Origin of the sequence: Paenibacillus wuxiensis (assembly GCF_040195695.1) — a bacterium.
Lineage (GTDB): Bacteria > Bacillota > Bacilli > Paenibacillales > Paenibacillaceae > Paenibacillus_B > Paenibacillus_B suaedae.
Genome location: NZ_JBEFZI010000020.1, coordinates 1 through 13,693, shown reverse-complemented (window position 1 = coordinate 13,693; position 13,693 = coordinate 1). Strand labels below are relative to the sequence as shown.

The following is a 13,693-nucleotide window of genomic DNA, read 5'->3' as shown; positions in this document are numbered from 1 at the left end:
CCTTCTCATGCTCTCCATTCATAAATAAACAACAAAAGAAGAGGGTGTCCCCTCTTCTTAGCATGACATAAATCATTATTCATTACTATATCCTAATTACACATGGCTGCATACCTTGTGCGTTAGTTCGATTCCGGCTTGACTGGGCCAACCACGTATACGGTGTACCCCTTCTTGCGTCCGAATTTGCTGACCGCCTTCTTGCTGTCGAAGTATACATCGATAATTTTCCCCTTGACCGCGCCACCTGTATCTTCAGCACGTCTGAATCCAATCCCTTCGATATATACCCACCAGCCGAGCGGAATGACCTTCGGATCAACCGCGATAGTACGACCTTCTGATACTATTGCGCCAGATGCCGTCTTCGCACCAGCCGATCCCTCAGATTCCGTATACGCCGTCAGTTGAACGTTCTTCAGCACTTTTTTATAGTTAAAATCTTTGTCGCCACTGGAAACATTGTCAGAATCGTCTTCCTGCGCGTTCACTGACAGAACAGCAACTTCCGGTTCCTTCTTCGTTCCATAGGCTATCACTTGATTCACTTGTTTTGTATGAACGGATTTGTCGACCATCTGCGCATATACGAGCTTACCATCCTCGTACGTTTTCTGTACTTTCTGGACAACCAAGCCTTCTTTTCCATCTTGAACCGTCTTGGTCTTCCCCTTAAGGAGAGTAGCATCTGCCTGCTTCACCACTTGATAAGGAACCTTCACTTTACGCTCTTCCATCTTCTTGCTGACACGGACGATACGAATATCCATGTTCTTCGAAATAGAGGCACGCTTAGAAGGGAATACCTTATCTTCAGGGTTCACTTGGATTTGCAGCGAACTCAGTGCATCATGCACCGACTTCTTCGTCGTAAATTGTGTTTCTTTCTTCCCATCCGCTGTAATTTGGATAGGCAAAGCGCGTTCAATAATAACTCGATCTCCATCAGCAATTTCTGCATCAAGCGGCTTCGATACTACATCGTATGCCCCAAGCGCTATCGCATGCTCATCCAAAACATTGCGAAGCGTATCTAGGCGAGTTTCGACTGAACGCTCTTGTCCATCAACGAGCACAGCCACTGTCTTCTTCGTTACATTATACCAAGTCAAGACTGCTATTAATGTGATCACGATTGCTACAGCTGCAATAACGGTGATAACACGCACATTTTCATGCTTCCATCGCAATGCGAGTGACATGCTGGATGATCGGGGTTCATGGGTTTCGTTGTTCACGATCTGTCCCATTTCTCGGTCCTCCTTACATAGTCCCGCCGTCGAGTGCTCTGCATGATTCCATCTGACGCGACTATTTCAAGAATGTTTACGAGAGACTTCACTTGCCATAAACGAGCATGTAATCGTTCAAGACAATGCCGAAATCTCCGTACCAACGTTTCAGTATTGGCTGCTCCCACCTCCTATTTCTTACACCCTATGACGTCTTTATTCTCATTATTCAAAAAAAGAATGTTTGAGAGTAAACAAAAGAAGCCCTTCGTAAGAGGAGACTCTTTCGCGGCTTCCGTAATAGAAACCCAAACGTCAACAGTGCAGGACGCGAGGAACCCTCTCTCGGTACGCTGACGAGGTTAGCTGTCGGGTTCGGGCTTGAGAGTCGCCCTATCGGAACCAACCGGCTCATGGCTCGGTCGTCCCTAATTCACCCCAAGGAATTAATCCGTGTGATTGAACATGTACTCATGTCATGTCGTTCACACTCTGGTTCCCCCGCTCTCCACTTCATGGAGATTAAGCGATACTGAATTAGTTGGAACAATATTGAATTGTGTAATAACATCTGTGAGAAATCATATCGTGTTTGCAATCTTCTTGTAAAGACAGTAGCAATTCCGTTTTTCGCGAAAAATGGTTAAAAAAATGTAACTAAATCCGTTTTTCATAATGAAATCCACTTATTTTATGGCCAATGTCTTTTTTTCACTTGTTTTTGGCCCGTTTTCACGCGATGTCAAAACATGTCATTGCATTTTGAGTCGTCATTCTGCAAAATTCTTCAAATTCCATACCTTTCAGCTCTGCTGCAACCTCTGCAACAAGACGAACATATGCGGACTCATTGCGCTTGCCTCGGAACGGATGAGGAGTCAAATAGGGAGAATCCGTCTCCACAAGCAGTCGATCATTCGGAACCTTAACAAGTACTTCTTTCGGCTGTTTTGCATTTTTGAAAGTAACAGGTCCTCCAAATGAAAGGTAGAAGCCCATATCCAGGCACATCTTCGCTGTTTCCCAGCTACCTGAGAAGGAGTGCATGATGCCCCCTACTTCGTGAGCCTTCTCCTCGCGCAAGATGCGGATTACATCTTCGTGCGCTTCACGATTATGAATAATGATCGGCATCTTCAATTCTCGCGCCAACCCAATTTGCTCGCGGAATACACGGTGCTGAACATCCTTCGGAGACGTATCCCAGTGATAGTCCAGTCCGATCTCGCCAATCGCCACAACCTTTTCATGCTCCGTTAGCTTGGCGATCCAGTCTATATCCTCCGGCTTCATCGTTATCGCATCTACCGGATGCCAGCCCACGGCTGCATAGATAAAATCATATTTCTCTGCCAACGCCATCGTCGTCGGGATCGTCTCTCGATTGAACCCGATGTTAACCATACGGGTCACCCCTTGTTCAATGGCCCGTGCGATAACCTGATCGCGATCCTCGTCAAAATTGCTGCTGTCTAAATGCGTATGTGTATCAAATAACACGTTTATGCGCCCCTTTTTCTTTCTTGTAAATCGATCTAATGATTGCGGCGTATAAACATACGCCTTGTATCTTCCGTAAGGTGATTCGAGACTTCCAGAAGCTTGTCCATTGGGAAATAGATATAGTGTTTTCCACGGCGAATGCCGCTAATGGAACGTACAATATCCGATTTCTTGGACAGCTCTACAATTTGCTGATCCCGCCCCCATAGCATAATATGTTGCTGTGAACGGGCATCTCCCTTTCGATATACATCATAGGGCTTGTCGAAGGGAGAATCGAACATAAGTTCATAGTTCGGATCAAGCCCAATCTGCGACCACTCTGCCCGCAATCGTTCCTGTAAATCTTCATCCATCTGTTCGACTTCAATATATTTATATAGTTTACGCTCCATGAATCGTTGGCACAAGTCAACGAGACGTTCATCCTTCTCCCTTGTCCACTGCATAAATGCGGTCTGTACAAATGCCTCATCCATTTGGATATATTGTTCTGTCGTAATCGTTCCTTCAAATAAAGCATCTAGAGGAGAGAGGAAATATTGAAAAGTGTATCCACCCAAATATAATTCTTTGGCTCGTTTGAAAATCAGGCGAAGTAACATCTCCGAGCTTCGGGTTACCGGATGGAAGTAAACTTGCCAATACATCTCATATCGAGCTAGTAAGTAATGCTCTACTGCGTGCATGCCGCTCTCTTTGACTACAATCCGATCCTTAAGCGGTCGCAGCACCCTTAGAATACGATCAATATCGAATGTACCGTAATTAACACCGGTAAAGTATGCATCTCGCAGCAAATAGTCCATACGATCCGCATCAAGGGAGCCGGATACCAAATTCACGACAATCGGCCGCTCATATGTCCTGCGAATCACTGATGCCACCTTGGTTGGGAGCTGGGGGTCTACTTGTCTCAGCACGCGATTGATATCGGTATCTTCTATTATAATGCGGTATGTCCAATCTTCATGAAACATATCGAAGGCCTCTTCAATGGAATGAGAGAATGGTCCATGGCCCACATCATGAAGCAGTGCAGCACATAAGGCAACCAGCCTCTCTTCTTGCGGCCAGTCCTCGTATTGGTTTCGTTCAAATTGAGAAATAATCCGCCGAGTAATCTCGTATACGCCCAGAGAATGAGAAAAGCGGCTATGCTCTGCCCCATGGAATGTTAAATAGGAAGTTCCTAATTGGCGAATGCGGCGGAGCCGCTGGAATTCCCTTGTGTTAATCAAATCCCAAATTGTTCGATCTTGAACATGCACATAATTGTGAACCGGATCCTTGAACACTTTTTCCTCTAATAACATTGAAAATCACTCCTTTCGATTCGAACCTTTTCGACATAGTCTGCCTTATTGTCGAAAAGATTTGGTTTATTCTTGTTTCTGTTTATTTTTGCATAAAAAATACCATACGAGTGTAAAAGTGTACGCTACGTCGTTAAAAACAGCTTAATATAAGCTAAAAAAAACCTAAAATCCATAAATTAGCACGCCAAGTATACATTTTTTAGGTTGACTAATTTGGGAATGGTTGGTACGATAAGAATCAGCCAAAAAGAATTTTGTCGAAATATGACATTTCATGCTAAAGCAAAGAGGAGAGCGTTGAACTATGATGAAGTCCACTGGTATCGTCCGTAAAGTAGATGAACTAGGTCGTGTCGTCATTCCGATCGAGCTTCGCCGCACCCTTGGTATCGGTGAAAAGGATGCGCTAGAAATTTACGTTGACGGAGAGCGCATCATGCTTAAGAAATATGAGCCAGCATGCATCTTCTGCGGCAATGCAGAGAACGTTACATACTTTAAAGGAAAAATTGTTTGTCACGAATGTATATCAGAAATACCACAACCTGTGACAAAATAAAAAAAATAGGTTATAATAGCTCTAATCACATATGTTAATTCTAACCTTTTTATATCTTCCTTGATGCCTCCATGGTTTTGAACCCAACCATGGAGGTCTTTTTTTTGTTTTACAGCAAGGGTTTTCCTCTATATTCTGCATGTTTCGCTTATGATCCATTGTATCCATTCTTGTTCTATAACAATGCCTGATAGATATCCCGTTTGGATACACCACGATCCTTGGCTGCCAGTTTCATTGCATCCTTGCGTGATACTCCCTGTTCACGTTCATAATGCGCAACATGCTCTTCTTCCGTCAGTTCCTGCCACCATGCTTGTCCCGCATCTTGAGAAGTTCCATTCTCATCAGCGCCCTCGACGACGATACAACATTCTCCTAATGGAGGATGCTCGCTTACAAAGGCAATGCATTCACCAACCGTACCCCGGATGAAGTGTTCGTAACGCTTCGTCAGTTCGCGGGCAATCGTAATCCGGCGGCTGTCTCCGTATGCGGAAGCAAGCCGATCGAGCGTCTTCGCAATACGATGTGGTGACTCATAGAATAACAGCGTTCCCGCTTCCACTCGGAGTGAGGTAAGCACCGCATCTGCATGCTTCTTCTCCCGCGGAAGGAAACCTACGAATGTGAAACGATTCGTTGGCAGCCCAGACGCAATTAAGGCAGATAAAGCCGCATTTGGTCCAGGAATCGGAATAACAGGAATGCCCGCTTCTACAGCCAGTTGAACAAGATCTGCACCCGGATCTGATATCGCGGGTAACCCGGCGTCGCTCACAAGGGCGATACGCTTGCCTTCTTCCATGATACGCACAAGTTCAGGTCCGCTTGCCTGCTTGTTATGCTCATGATAGCTGTACAGCGTCTTCCCTGTAATTTCGAAATGACTCAACAGCTTCCTTGTCTCACGTGTATCTTCCGCTGCAATAATATCAGCTTCCCGCAGTATGCGTACAGCCCGGAATGTCATATCTTCCAGATTTCCAATCGGCGTCCCTACAAGATATAATGCCCCTACATTTTCCTTGTTTTGTTGCTGGTAGCTATATTGTTCCGTCAATTGCATATTACCCATCCTTCAGCTGCGAGGCTTTCCCATAATAGATATCCATTAATTCCTCACGATATTCATTTCCATCATTATATACGATAAGCGGCGGCAATAGCCGTACATCCGGCTTGCCGTCTCGCGCGGCCTCAATCAGTACCATATTGGCCTCTACTTCCTCGCGTGGATGAACGAAGCGAATGCGCTTCGGCTCCAATCGATATGTCCGCATAAGCGCTATGATATCAGTTAATCGGGTAGGACGGTGAACCATGGCAAGCTTCCCGCCCGTTCGCAGCAGCTTAGCACTCGTGCGAATCACATCCTCCAATGTGCAGGCGACCTCACTGCGAGCTAGTGCATAATGCTCGTTCTCTTTCACATCACCCGCCGTCAACGGCATATAGGGAGGATTTACTGTAATCATTTCGTAAAAGGGACGCTCTGCATCTGGTGTAAATGCCTTCAAATCCCCTTCGATAATGCGTATTCGCTCTTCCAAGCCATTTAGCCGAACGCTGCGGCTGGCCATATCCGCAAGTCTTGGCTGTATTTCCAATCCATCGATTTGCGCATTAGTCCGTGTGGACAGCAGCAGTGGGATTACCCCATTGCCTGTACACAGATCCATAATCCGGCCACGCGTTGGCACGGAAGCGAATCGAGCCAGCAGGACAGCATCCATGGAGAAGCTGAACACCTCTGAGCTCTGTATGATTCGTAATTGATGAGTGAGCAAATCGTCGAGCCTCTCAGATGGATGCAGCCCGATCACATCGTTTCTATTCTCCATAACGCCCCTGCCTTTATCATCTTCATTTAAGTACTACTTACACCTATATCTTTAACGTTTCATAAGGGGCTTCCTCATCAGCTATGCTGTAAATTGCCCCTAATATGATGAAAAGCCGTAGGTGGGGAACCCTCTTATCGGTTCCCACTGACCTACGGCCGCGGTTATTTATTGAGGAAGGACAGACAGAACAAACAGTCACCTTCCGTCCGCAAATGTCCATAATACACGTTGCAAATGTGAAACCCTTCATGATACAGCCGCGCCAAATTATCATACCCTTCGCCAACCACGTTCTCTTTGGAATCTCCATTTGGATCAGGATTTACTGCGGGTGCCGAGTCTCCCTTCACCTCAGGTTCAACTTCCAAGTGCTCGTGATGCTCGTGGTGCAGTACTTTGCGCAGCTGCTGATTCTCCATCCACAAGCGTTGATTCTCTTCCAGCAGCTCTTTGACGACGAGTTTCAGCGCACCAAGCTCTTGATGAAGGTCTCCCATATGCGTTTCCAATTCATGAATCTGCGCAAAAATGTCTTTCTTCTCCAAGTTCCCACCCCAGAGCGTGAAAATGTCCGCTATTTATTTTACGACAACGTCGTCGAAAGCAAAATCTTTCACCTTGCCGATATCCGCTAATTGGACGTGCACTTTACGTTCACCGGCATTAATACCGACGACCTTGCCCTCTCCTATCGAGGTAACAACCCACTTGCCGACTGTAGGAAGCTCTTCTTTCACGCTTTCATAATTGTCATGCTCGTATTTCAGGCAGCACATCAAGCGACCGCACAAACCGGATATTTTCGTAGGATTCAGCGATAAGTTCTGGTCTTTTGCCATTTTAATAGATACCGGTTCAAAATCACCTAACCATGAGGAACAGCATAACACGCGCCCGCAAGGCCCAATGCCGCCAAGCATCTTCGCCTCGTCCCGTACACCAATCTGCCGGAGCTCAATCCGTGTCCGGAATACGCTGGCCAAGTCTTTCACCAGCTCGCGGAAGTCCACGCGCCCTTCTGCCGTAAAGTAAAAGATGATTTTGTTCCGATCAAACGTATATTCAACATCTACAAGCTTCATCTTCAATTGATGCGCCTTAATCTTGTCCATACAGGTTGCGAACGCATCCTTCGCAGCTTGCCGGTTCGCATCCACCAATGTAGCGTCAGCTTCATTAGCGATGCGAATGACTTTCTTCAAGGGAAGCACCACATCGTTCTCACCGACGGTCTTCGGACCAATCACGACTTTGCCGTACTCAATGCCGCGCGCCGTTTCGACGATCACATGCTGGTCCCTCTGGACCGGCCATTCGACCGGGTCGAAATAGTATATTTTGCCCGCTCTCTTAAAACGGACGCCGACTACATTATACAATCAAGTACCTCCTTGGATTCCAACCAGAAACTGCTCGCAAGCAAGTTGCGGGCTTACATTGGCGCGCACCCGCTTCTGCGCCTCCGTCGCCGCATCCATGCACCGAATCCATCCTTCAGCCGACTTCGTCCAGGCCAGCTTGCTGATTGTATCAAGCTGATCGATAAAGACGAGACTCTCCTGCCGGTTGTATTGGTAATTCAACATATCTCGAAACCAGAGATGGAACAAACGGAACAACATGTCCGTATGTTCAGCAAGCTCGGTCTTAAACAACTTCTGCTGTGCGGTTAGAAGTGCGGAAGGAAGTCTTGCTTCGCACTCCTTTCCTAATTGTAACATTACGTTTCTCACTTCTGCAAACCAATTCTGTCCACATAGCTCACGCCCAGCTTCTAGGCCGTTTACAAGATAGACAGCTGCACGAGCTAATATAGCAGGACTACCCTCTGCTACTAACGTTTGACAGATAAGGTTCGGATCCTGCGGTGTAAATGGCACCATCTGTGAACGGGATTGAATGGTTGGCAGCATCGCTTGTCCATTCTCTGTAATCAGAATAGCCACTACAGGGCTTGTTGGCTCCTCCAAAAATTTAAGCAGGCTGTTGGCCGCTTGCACGGTCATCTTCTCCGCCTGCTCCATAATGTACACTTTCCGGCCTGTAGCTTGGGTTCGGTAGGAAAATTCGCGCTGCAGCTCGCGAATTTGATCGATCTTAATCGACTGTCCCTCTGGTACAATAATATGCACATCAGGATGGTTGCCGTGCTCAATTTTCCGACAAGAAAGACATTCCCCACAAGCATCATCTGTCATGCGTTCACAGAATAACGCCTTGGTGAAGGTTAGCGCAGCAGCCATCCGGCCCGTACCCTTCGGTCCACTGAATAAGTAGGCATGGGATACCTTGTCTGTGCGCAGACCATTTTGCAATATTTTCTTAGCTCGATCCTGTCCGAGAATTTGTTCAAACGACATGTTATGCGTATTCCTTCCATATATATAACCAGAATGCGATACGGAGCAAGAAGCTCTGCTCTAGTCATCGGATATGGGGAAATTCCCCTAGCTTGACTAGAAGCACAGGTTAATCAGCATCCCGCGAATTTCCCCTACTTTATGAAGCAGATCAATTTTACCTTGCTCCGTCTCCAGCAGATGATCCGCTAATTCAATGAGAGCACTGTCAATTTCATCGACAATCTGATATCGCTTGCTTCTGCCGCGTCGATCCCATCCACGCGTTTCCCGAATTTTCAGGTTCCGCCGTACTGTATCCTCCAAAAAACGCTTCACCATCATTCGGTACATGCGAAGCTCACGAATCGTCATGGACTTCGACAGTCGTTCCCCTTGCTGATAAATATCCTGCAGCCTCTGCTGCAGCTCATCATTGCTCGCTTGATCATGACGATTGTTCATCATGTCCGCAAAAGACTTGTGCTGGACAGGCTTGGTTACAGATTCACCCATACGCACATCTGTGCCGAAGGGGCGAAATCCAGGGTTAATTTTCACTCCATATCACCTGCAATCGTTCGCTTCATAGTATAATTCGATTGAAATCCATCCATCTGCGGATTACTTCTATTATATCGTAATATTACGGACGAAATGTTAAAAATGCTCGAACCGCTCTACTGGGAGCACAAACACGGTTGCTCCCCCTACCTGTACTTCGACAGGCAGCGGCATATAAGAATCCGAAGTACCACTGAGCGGAGTCACTGGGGTGACAAGCTGATCTCTCACCTTACAGTTGCTGCGGATGACATTCAGGACGGTGCTCACTTGATCATCCTCCACACCTATCATGAACGTCGTATTGCCTGCACGCAAAAATCCACCCGTACTCGCCAGCTTGGTCGCTCTAAAATTCGCCTTTACTAATGCACCGGAAAGCCGATTGCTGTCTTTGTCTTGTACAATAGCCACAACCATCTTCATGCCTGGTCATCCTCCTTAAAATAAAGTTCTTGGCATCCCTATTTGGAATGATGTTACTTATTTATACATCCGGCCTGCAAAATCCTGCGTTCGCTCACATAAAATGTCGAACATTTGCCCACTTATTTGTGTTAGCGACTGTGTAGCATCCAATTGCACAATCCGTTCCGGCTCCTGCTTAGCAATTCGTTCGTACCCTTCGCGCACTGCTTCGTGGAATGCAAGCTTCTCTTTATCGAGTCGGTTCACTTCACGAGCCTGATTAGCCGCAATCCGGTCCAATCCAGCCTGTGGATCAATATCTAACCAGAACGTAATATCCGGCATTGTATCGTGAATCGCGAATCGATTGATTTCCCATACATCTTCCATCCCGAGTCCTCGTGCGTAGCCTTGGTAGGCAAGCGAGCTGTCAACAAATCGGTCACATAAGACGATTGCTCCCTGCTCTAAGGCTGGAATAACAACTTCCACAAGATGCTGTCTGCGGGCAGCTGCATAAAGCAACGCTTCTGTTCGAGCATCCATCTCTGTATGCTCAGGATCGAGGATAATGCTGCGAATCTTCTCGGCAATGCGGACTCCTCCCGGCTCCCGAGTGACTACGACGTTCACTCCTTGCTGCCGCAACTTATCCGTCAGCAGTTCAATCGCGGATGACTTGCCTGCTCCTTCTCCACCTTCCAGTGTAATGAACCACCCGGGACGTTCTGCTCGTTGCTGCTTACTCATATCTATTCCTCAATTCCCTTCTCTTCTTCAGTATCCACAATACGAATCGTTCGCAAGGATTCATCTTCTGCGTCATGGCACTTAGCTCCGGCATATGCAAGCATGATCAGCTGTTGTGCTGCATCCTCTGTAATAATCTCACCCGGATAAAGTAATGGAATGCCCGGCGGATAAGGAATCACCGACTCTGCTGCCTTGTGCCCAATTGCCTCCTGCACAAGTACTTGCTTCGTTCGTACATGCTCTTGTTCATATATCGAGAAGGATACAGGCTCAGAGAACAATCGATGCCCGTCAGCCATCACAATCGGATGTGCAGACGCATCAGTAATCTCCATATAGGTACCCGCCTGTATCTTAGTATATGGAGTGTTGTTGTCCAACGTCACAGCAACCGCTTGCAATGCCCTAATTAATCGCTTCGCATCCTCTAATGTGCTGCCTAGGCTGAATACAAGCACCGTATGCCGCAAATCGGCCATCTCGGCAATACACCCGTGCAGAGCAAGCTGATCTAACAGCTTATAACCGCTGCACAGTCCCTCCCTGCATCGAATCGTCACCTTGAATGGATCAAGACTGCAATAGGCGGACTGTGAATGAGTGCTTTGTATCTCTATAACCTCAAATGCGTCCAGGTTAGCCAGCGCAGCTCGTACGAGCTGCACCACCTTCAGGCCCTCCTCAAACGCCTCTTGCCCGTTTCGCGCTATATAATAGCGGCTGATATCAAGCGATGCCATTAAAGGATAGGAAGGGCTAGAACTTTGCAACATCGTAAGCAGTTTCTTCAGCCTTGCTCGATTAAGCATAGCTCCTTGAACGTGAAGCATCGCACTCATCGTCATGCCGCCAAGCATTTTATGCGTTGACTGGACAACACCGTCCGCACCTGCCTGCAGAGCGGATTCTGGAAATGCGGGATGGAGCCCATAATGTGCTCCGTGTGCCTCATCCACCAGCAGTGGGATATTATAACGATGAGTAATAGCCGCAAGTCGACGGAGATCAATCCCCATCCCATAATAATTTGGATTCGTCACGAATACAGCCTTCGCTTCTGGGTATGCCTGAAGTGCCTGCTCTACCGCTTCACTGGTCGGTGCAGTAGCAAGACTGCTTGCCATATCCATCTGTGGTGTAAGGAATACAGCTCTTGCACCTGCCATCATAAGCCCGTGTAATACAGACTTATGAACGTTGCGCTGTACGAGCACAATATCGTTCGGCTGAATACAACAGCTCATAAGGAGTGCAATATTGCCAACCGTACTGCCCCCTACAAGAAAGTGCGTCTCTTCAGAACCGAACAACTTCGCAGCTAGCTGCTGTGCCTCTGCAATCGCTCCTGTCGGATGATGCAAATCATCTGTACCTTCTACTTCCGTCACATCAATCGATAACAGCTGTGACATCCTCTGAAGCAGCATACTCCATTCTCCCTGCTCAGATAAGGAAAGCCCCGCTTGCTCATACCAATGTCCATCCTTATGACCTGGTACATGGAAAGATGCGTGCCGGTTTCTATTATATTGAAGTAAAGCTTCCACAAGTGGCGCCCGCAGTTGCTCTTGTACATCAAGCGCCAAGTGAGAAGTCCCCTTACGTATATTCATCAAGGTTGCCCCTTTATTATTGCTTCATTTATTGTAACGTAAATTGTGCGCTTCTTCATCTGTTGTTCAATAAAAAGCAAAAAGAGCCCACTGAATCGGGCCCTAACGAGTAAGCAAATCGAGGGGAGCTATCTTACACATTCGTGTGCAGCCATAATCGCTTTAGCTTATGAATGAAGAATGAATATTTCAGATCCTGCACATCGGTCTTAACCATTTCTTGCTCACATGCTGTACAAATAAACTGATTGACGACCATTATGCCGTCATTCGTCGCTTCACCGCACACAATGCAGTGTGTATCCTGACGTTCCATGTCAATCCCACCTTTAGCGGTTATATGATAAGTATGCCCGTAACTCTATGGATATATACCAGTTTCATAGCCGGTTTCAAATGTTTTTATATATGTATGATGGATTGATGGTATTGGTGTTTGTACGGTTTGAACCCTTTTTCAACATTTTTGATCTTCATTAGATTCTTCTTCAATTTCTATCCCTTCTACATTTTCATAGAATAAATACCGATATATAAATTATTGTTCAACTTGAAAAGGAGGGTTCGCTCAATGTCAACCATACGCAATGAACAAATGGAGCGAACATTTTATCATTATCAGCTGCTGAAGAGAGTTCGTCTAGCGAAGCCTTTCATCATTGCCTTTTCCACGTTAGCTGCACTGTGTATCGCAGTCGCACTGTACCAACATAGCCTCCTCGGTATCGGCTATGTCGCTGCTTCTTGTGTACTCATTGCATGGCTCCATTATGTAATAGGCCGATCCATCTTCATCGTAGATCGGTACACATATAAAGGGAGATGGGCTTGGCGGTGGCGTATGCCATGGATTGGTTACTTGCCACTCCCACAGCAATTCATCAGCCTAAGATATCTCACAAAAATTATGCTGCATACGACATCCATTACGTTTTTAGTCATTCTTATTTTATGCCCATGGCTTCCAATGGAGCTCACTTTGTTGAATGTGTTCTGGCACTTATGGCTGCTGTCTCCACGCTGGTATTGCCTATTGACGATGCGCGCTGTCGACTCAAGTGGACTCGTTAAAGTCAACGAAATGGACATATGCCTGTACAAAGCGTAAGCATATAAGAAAAAAGGCCGATTGCTGTTAACCTACATTAGGCGCAAGCATTCGGCTTTTTTACATACCTATATTAGGTATAGATAAAAAAAACCACCGTCGAGATGTCTCAACAGTGGTCTTTAATCGCTTGGCGACGTCCTACTCTCCCGGGACCCTGCGGTCCAAGTACCATCGGCGCTGGAGGGCTTAACGGTCGTGTTCGGGATGGGTACGCGTGGAACCCCTCCGCCATCGCCACCAAACAGCATTGGCTAAAGCCAATATGAAGTTCAAGGTTTGAACCTTGAAAACTGAATGCGAAAGTGTCATGCTCTGAATCAAATAGGATAAGCCCTCGACCGATTAGTATTGGTCAGCTCCACACATTGCTGTGCTTCCACCTCCAACCTATCTACCTCGTCGTCTTCAAGGGGTCTTACTAATTGGGAAATCTCATCTTGAGGGG

Annotated in this window: 15 protein-coding genes, 2 rRNA genes and 1 riboswitch; of the genes, 2 read left to right on the top strand and 15 right to left on the bottom strand. The window is 46.7% G+C overall.

Annotation, left to right across the window (positions count from 1 at the left end):
- Positions 1–122 precede the first annotated feature (122 nt).
- From ABN764_RS28765 to ABN764_RS28755, 3 genes are all read right to left on the bottom strand, one after another.
- The gene (locus ABN764_RS28765; protein ID WP_021255248.1) at positions 123–1,250 is read right to left on the bottom strand and encodes a resuscitation-promoting factor; all 1,128 of its coding nucleotides are present in this window, start codon (positions 1,248–1,250) and stop codon (positions 123–125) included.
- A 317-nt stretch (positions 1,251–1,567) separates the two neighbouring features.
- Positions 1,568–1,771, bottom strand: a riboswitch (cyclic di-AMP (ydaO/yuaA leader).
- Between the two features lie 193 nt (positions 1,772–1,964).
- Positions 1,965–2,732 carry a TatD family hydrolase gene (locus ABN764_RS28760; RefSeq protein ID WP_268627263.1) on the bottom strand — a complete coding sequence of 256 codons (768 nt, stop codon included), beginning with the start codon at positions 2,730–2,732 and terminating at the stop codon, positions 1,965–1,967.
- Between the two features lie 35 nt (positions 2,733–2,767).
- Positions 2,768–4,051, bottom strand: a complete 1,284-nt coding sequence (locus tag ABN764_RS28755) for an HD domain-containing protein (RefSeq protein WP_021255901.1) — start codon at positions 4,049–4,051, stop codon at positions 2,768–2,770.
- A gap of 307 nt (positions 4,052–4,358) precedes the next feature.
- On the opposite strand from ABN764_RS28755, the gene ABN764_RS28750 reads away from it, so the two are divergent.
- Positions 4,359–4,613 carry an AbrB/MazE/SpoVT family DNA-binding domain-containing protein gene (locus ABN764_RS28750; RefSeq protein ID WP_005545514.1) on the top strand — a complete coding sequence of 85 codons (255 nt, stop codon included), beginning with the start codon at positions 4,359–4,361 and terminating at the stop codon, positions 4,611–4,613.
- Positions 4,614–4,788: 175 nt separating this feature from the next.
- On the opposite strand, the gene rsmI is transcribed toward ABN764_RS28750, so the two are convergent.
- The 10 genes from rsmI to ABN764_RS28700 form a co-directional block, all read right to left on the bottom strand.
- Positions 4,789–5,682, bottom strand: coding sequence for a 16S rRNA (cytidine(1402)-2'-O)-methyltransferase (rsmI, locus tag ABN764_RS28745; RefSeq protein WP_446673797.1), 894 nt, complete (start codon positions 5,680–5,682; stop codon positions 4,789–4,791).
- A 1-nt stretch (position 5,683) separates the two neighbouring features.
- Positions 5,684–6,457: a tRNA1(Val) (adenine(37)-N6)-methyltransferase gene (locus tag ABN764_RS28740; RefSeq protein WP_268627265.1), complete on the bottom strand. Its 774-nt coding sequence runs from the start codon at positions 6,455–6,457 to the stop codon at positions 5,684–5,686.
- A gap of 164 nt (positions 6,458–6,621) precedes the next feature.
- Positions 6,622–7,005 (bottom strand): DNA replication initiation control protein YabA, encoded by a 384-nt coding sequence (yabA, locus tag ABN764_RS28735; RefSeq protein ID WP_021255898.1) that lies wholly within the window; start codon positions 7,003–7,005, stop codon positions 6,622–6,624.
- A 33-nt stretch (positions 7,006–7,038) separates the two neighbouring features.
- Positions 7,039–7,839 carry a PSP1 domain-containing protein gene (locus ABN764_RS28730; protein ID WP_021255897.1) on the bottom strand — a complete coding sequence of 267 codons (801 nt, stop codon included), beginning with the start codon at positions 7,837–7,839 and terminating at the stop codon, positions 7,039–7,041.
- Positions 7,840–8,820, bottom strand: coding sequence for a DNA polymerase III subunit delta' (gene holB / locus ABN764_RS28725; RefSeq protein WP_174808857.1), 981 nt, complete (start codon positions 8,818–8,820; stop codon positions 7,840–7,842).
- 96 nt (positions 8,821–8,916) lie between these two features.
- Entirely contained in the window at positions 8,917–9,360 is a 444-nt protein-coding gene (locus tag ABN764_RS28720) for a YaaR family protein (RefSeq protein ID WP_021255895.1), read from the bottom strand.
- Positions 9,361–9,459: 99 nt separating this feature from the next.
- The gene (gene darA, locus ABN764_RS28715; RefSeq protein ID WP_021255894.1) at positions 9,460–9,789 is read right to left on the bottom strand and encodes a cyclic di-AMP receptor DarA; all 330 of its coding nucleotides are present in this window, start codon (positions 9,787–9,789) and stop codon (positions 9,460–9,462) included.
- A gap of 57 nt (positions 9,790–9,846) precedes the next feature.
- Positions 9,847–10,521: a dTMP kinase gene (gene tmk, locus ABN764_RS28710; RefSeq protein ID WP_174808858.1), complete on the bottom strand. Its 675-nt coding sequence runs from the start codon at positions 10,519–10,521 to the stop codon at positions 9,847–9,849.
- Between the two features lie 2 nt (positions 10,522–10,523).
- Entirely contained in the window at positions 10,524–12,137 is a 1,614-nt protein-coding gene (locus tag ABN764_RS28705) for an aminotransferase class I/II-fold pyridoxal phosphate-dependent enzyme (protein ID WP_268627268.1), read from the bottom strand.
- Positions 12,138–12,270: 133 nt separating this feature from the next.
- Positions 12,271–12,453: a sigma factor G inhibitor Gin gene (locus ABN764_RS28700; protein WP_021260716.1), complete on the bottom strand. Its 183-nt coding sequence runs from the start codon at positions 12,451–12,453 to the stop codon at positions 12,271–12,273.
- A 255-nt stretch (positions 12,454–12,708) separates the two neighbouring features.
- Here ABN764_RS28700 and ABN764_RS28695 point away from each other — a divergent pair, with 255 nt between their 5' ends.
- Positions 12,709–13,245: a hypothetical protein gene (locus ABN764_RS28695; RefSeq protein WP_174808860.1), complete on the top strand. Its 537-nt coding sequence runs from the start codon at positions 12,709–12,711 to the stop codon at positions 13,243–13,245.
- Between the two features lie 128 nt (positions 13,246–13,373).
- Here the strand turns inward: ABN764_RS28695 and rrf are convergent.
- Positions 13,374–13,490, bottom strand: a 5S ribosomal RNA gene (gene rrf, locus ABN764_RS28690).
- An 80-nt stretch (positions 13,491–13,570) separates the two neighbouring features.
- Positions 13,571–13,693 (bottom strand): 23S ribosomal RNA (locus tag ABN764_RS28685); the annotation flags it as partial.

What these genes read in the sequence shown, in the direction of transcription:
- ABN764_RS28765 (WP_021255248.1), bottom strand. Translation starts at nt 1,250, where the DNA reads ATGGGACAGATCGTGAACAACGAAACCCATGAACCCCGATCATCCAGC.
- holB (WP_174808857.1), bottom strand. Translation starts at nt 8,820, where the DNA reads ATGTCGTTTGAACAAATTCTCGGACAGGATCGAGCTAAGAAAATATTG.
- ABN764_RS28705 (WP_268627268.1), bottom strand. Translation starts at nt 12,137, where the DNA reads ATGAATATACGTAAGGGGACTTCTCACTTGGCGCTTGATGTACAAGAG.
- ABN764_RS28695 (WP_174808860.1), top strand. Translation starts at nt 12,709, where the DNA reads ATGTCAACCATACGCAATGAACAAATGGAGCGAACATTTTATCATTAT.
- ABN764_RS28750 (WP_005545514.1), top strand. Translation starts at nt 4,359, where the DNA reads ATGATGAAGTCCACTGGTATCGTCCGTAAAGTAGATGAACTAGGTCGT.
- rsmI (WP_446673797.1), bottom strand. Translation starts at nt 5,682, where the DNA reads ATGCAATTGACGGAACAATATAGCTACCAGCAACAAAACAAGGAAAAT.
- darA (WP_021255894.1), bottom strand. Translation starts at nt 9,789, where the DNA reads ATGAAGATGGTTGTGGCTATTGTACAAGACAAAGACAGCAATCGGCTT.
- ABN764_RS28740 (WP_268627265.1), bottom strand. Translation starts at nt 6,457, where the DNA reads ATGGAGAATAGAAACGATGTGATCGGGCTGCATCCATCTGAGAGGCTC.
- tmk (WP_174808858.1), bottom strand. Translation starts at nt 10,521, where the DNA reads ATGAGTAAGCAGCAACGAGCAGAACGTCCCGGGTGGTTCATTACACTG.
- ABN764_RS28700 (WP_021260716.1), bottom strand. Translation starts at nt 12,453, where the DNA reads ATGGAACGTCAGGATACACACTGCATTGTGTGCGGTGAAGCGACGAAT.
- ABN764_RS28755 (WP_021255901.1), bottom strand. Translation starts at nt 4,051, where the DNA reads ATGTTATTAGAGGAAAAAGTGTTCAAGGATCCGGTTCACAATTATGTG.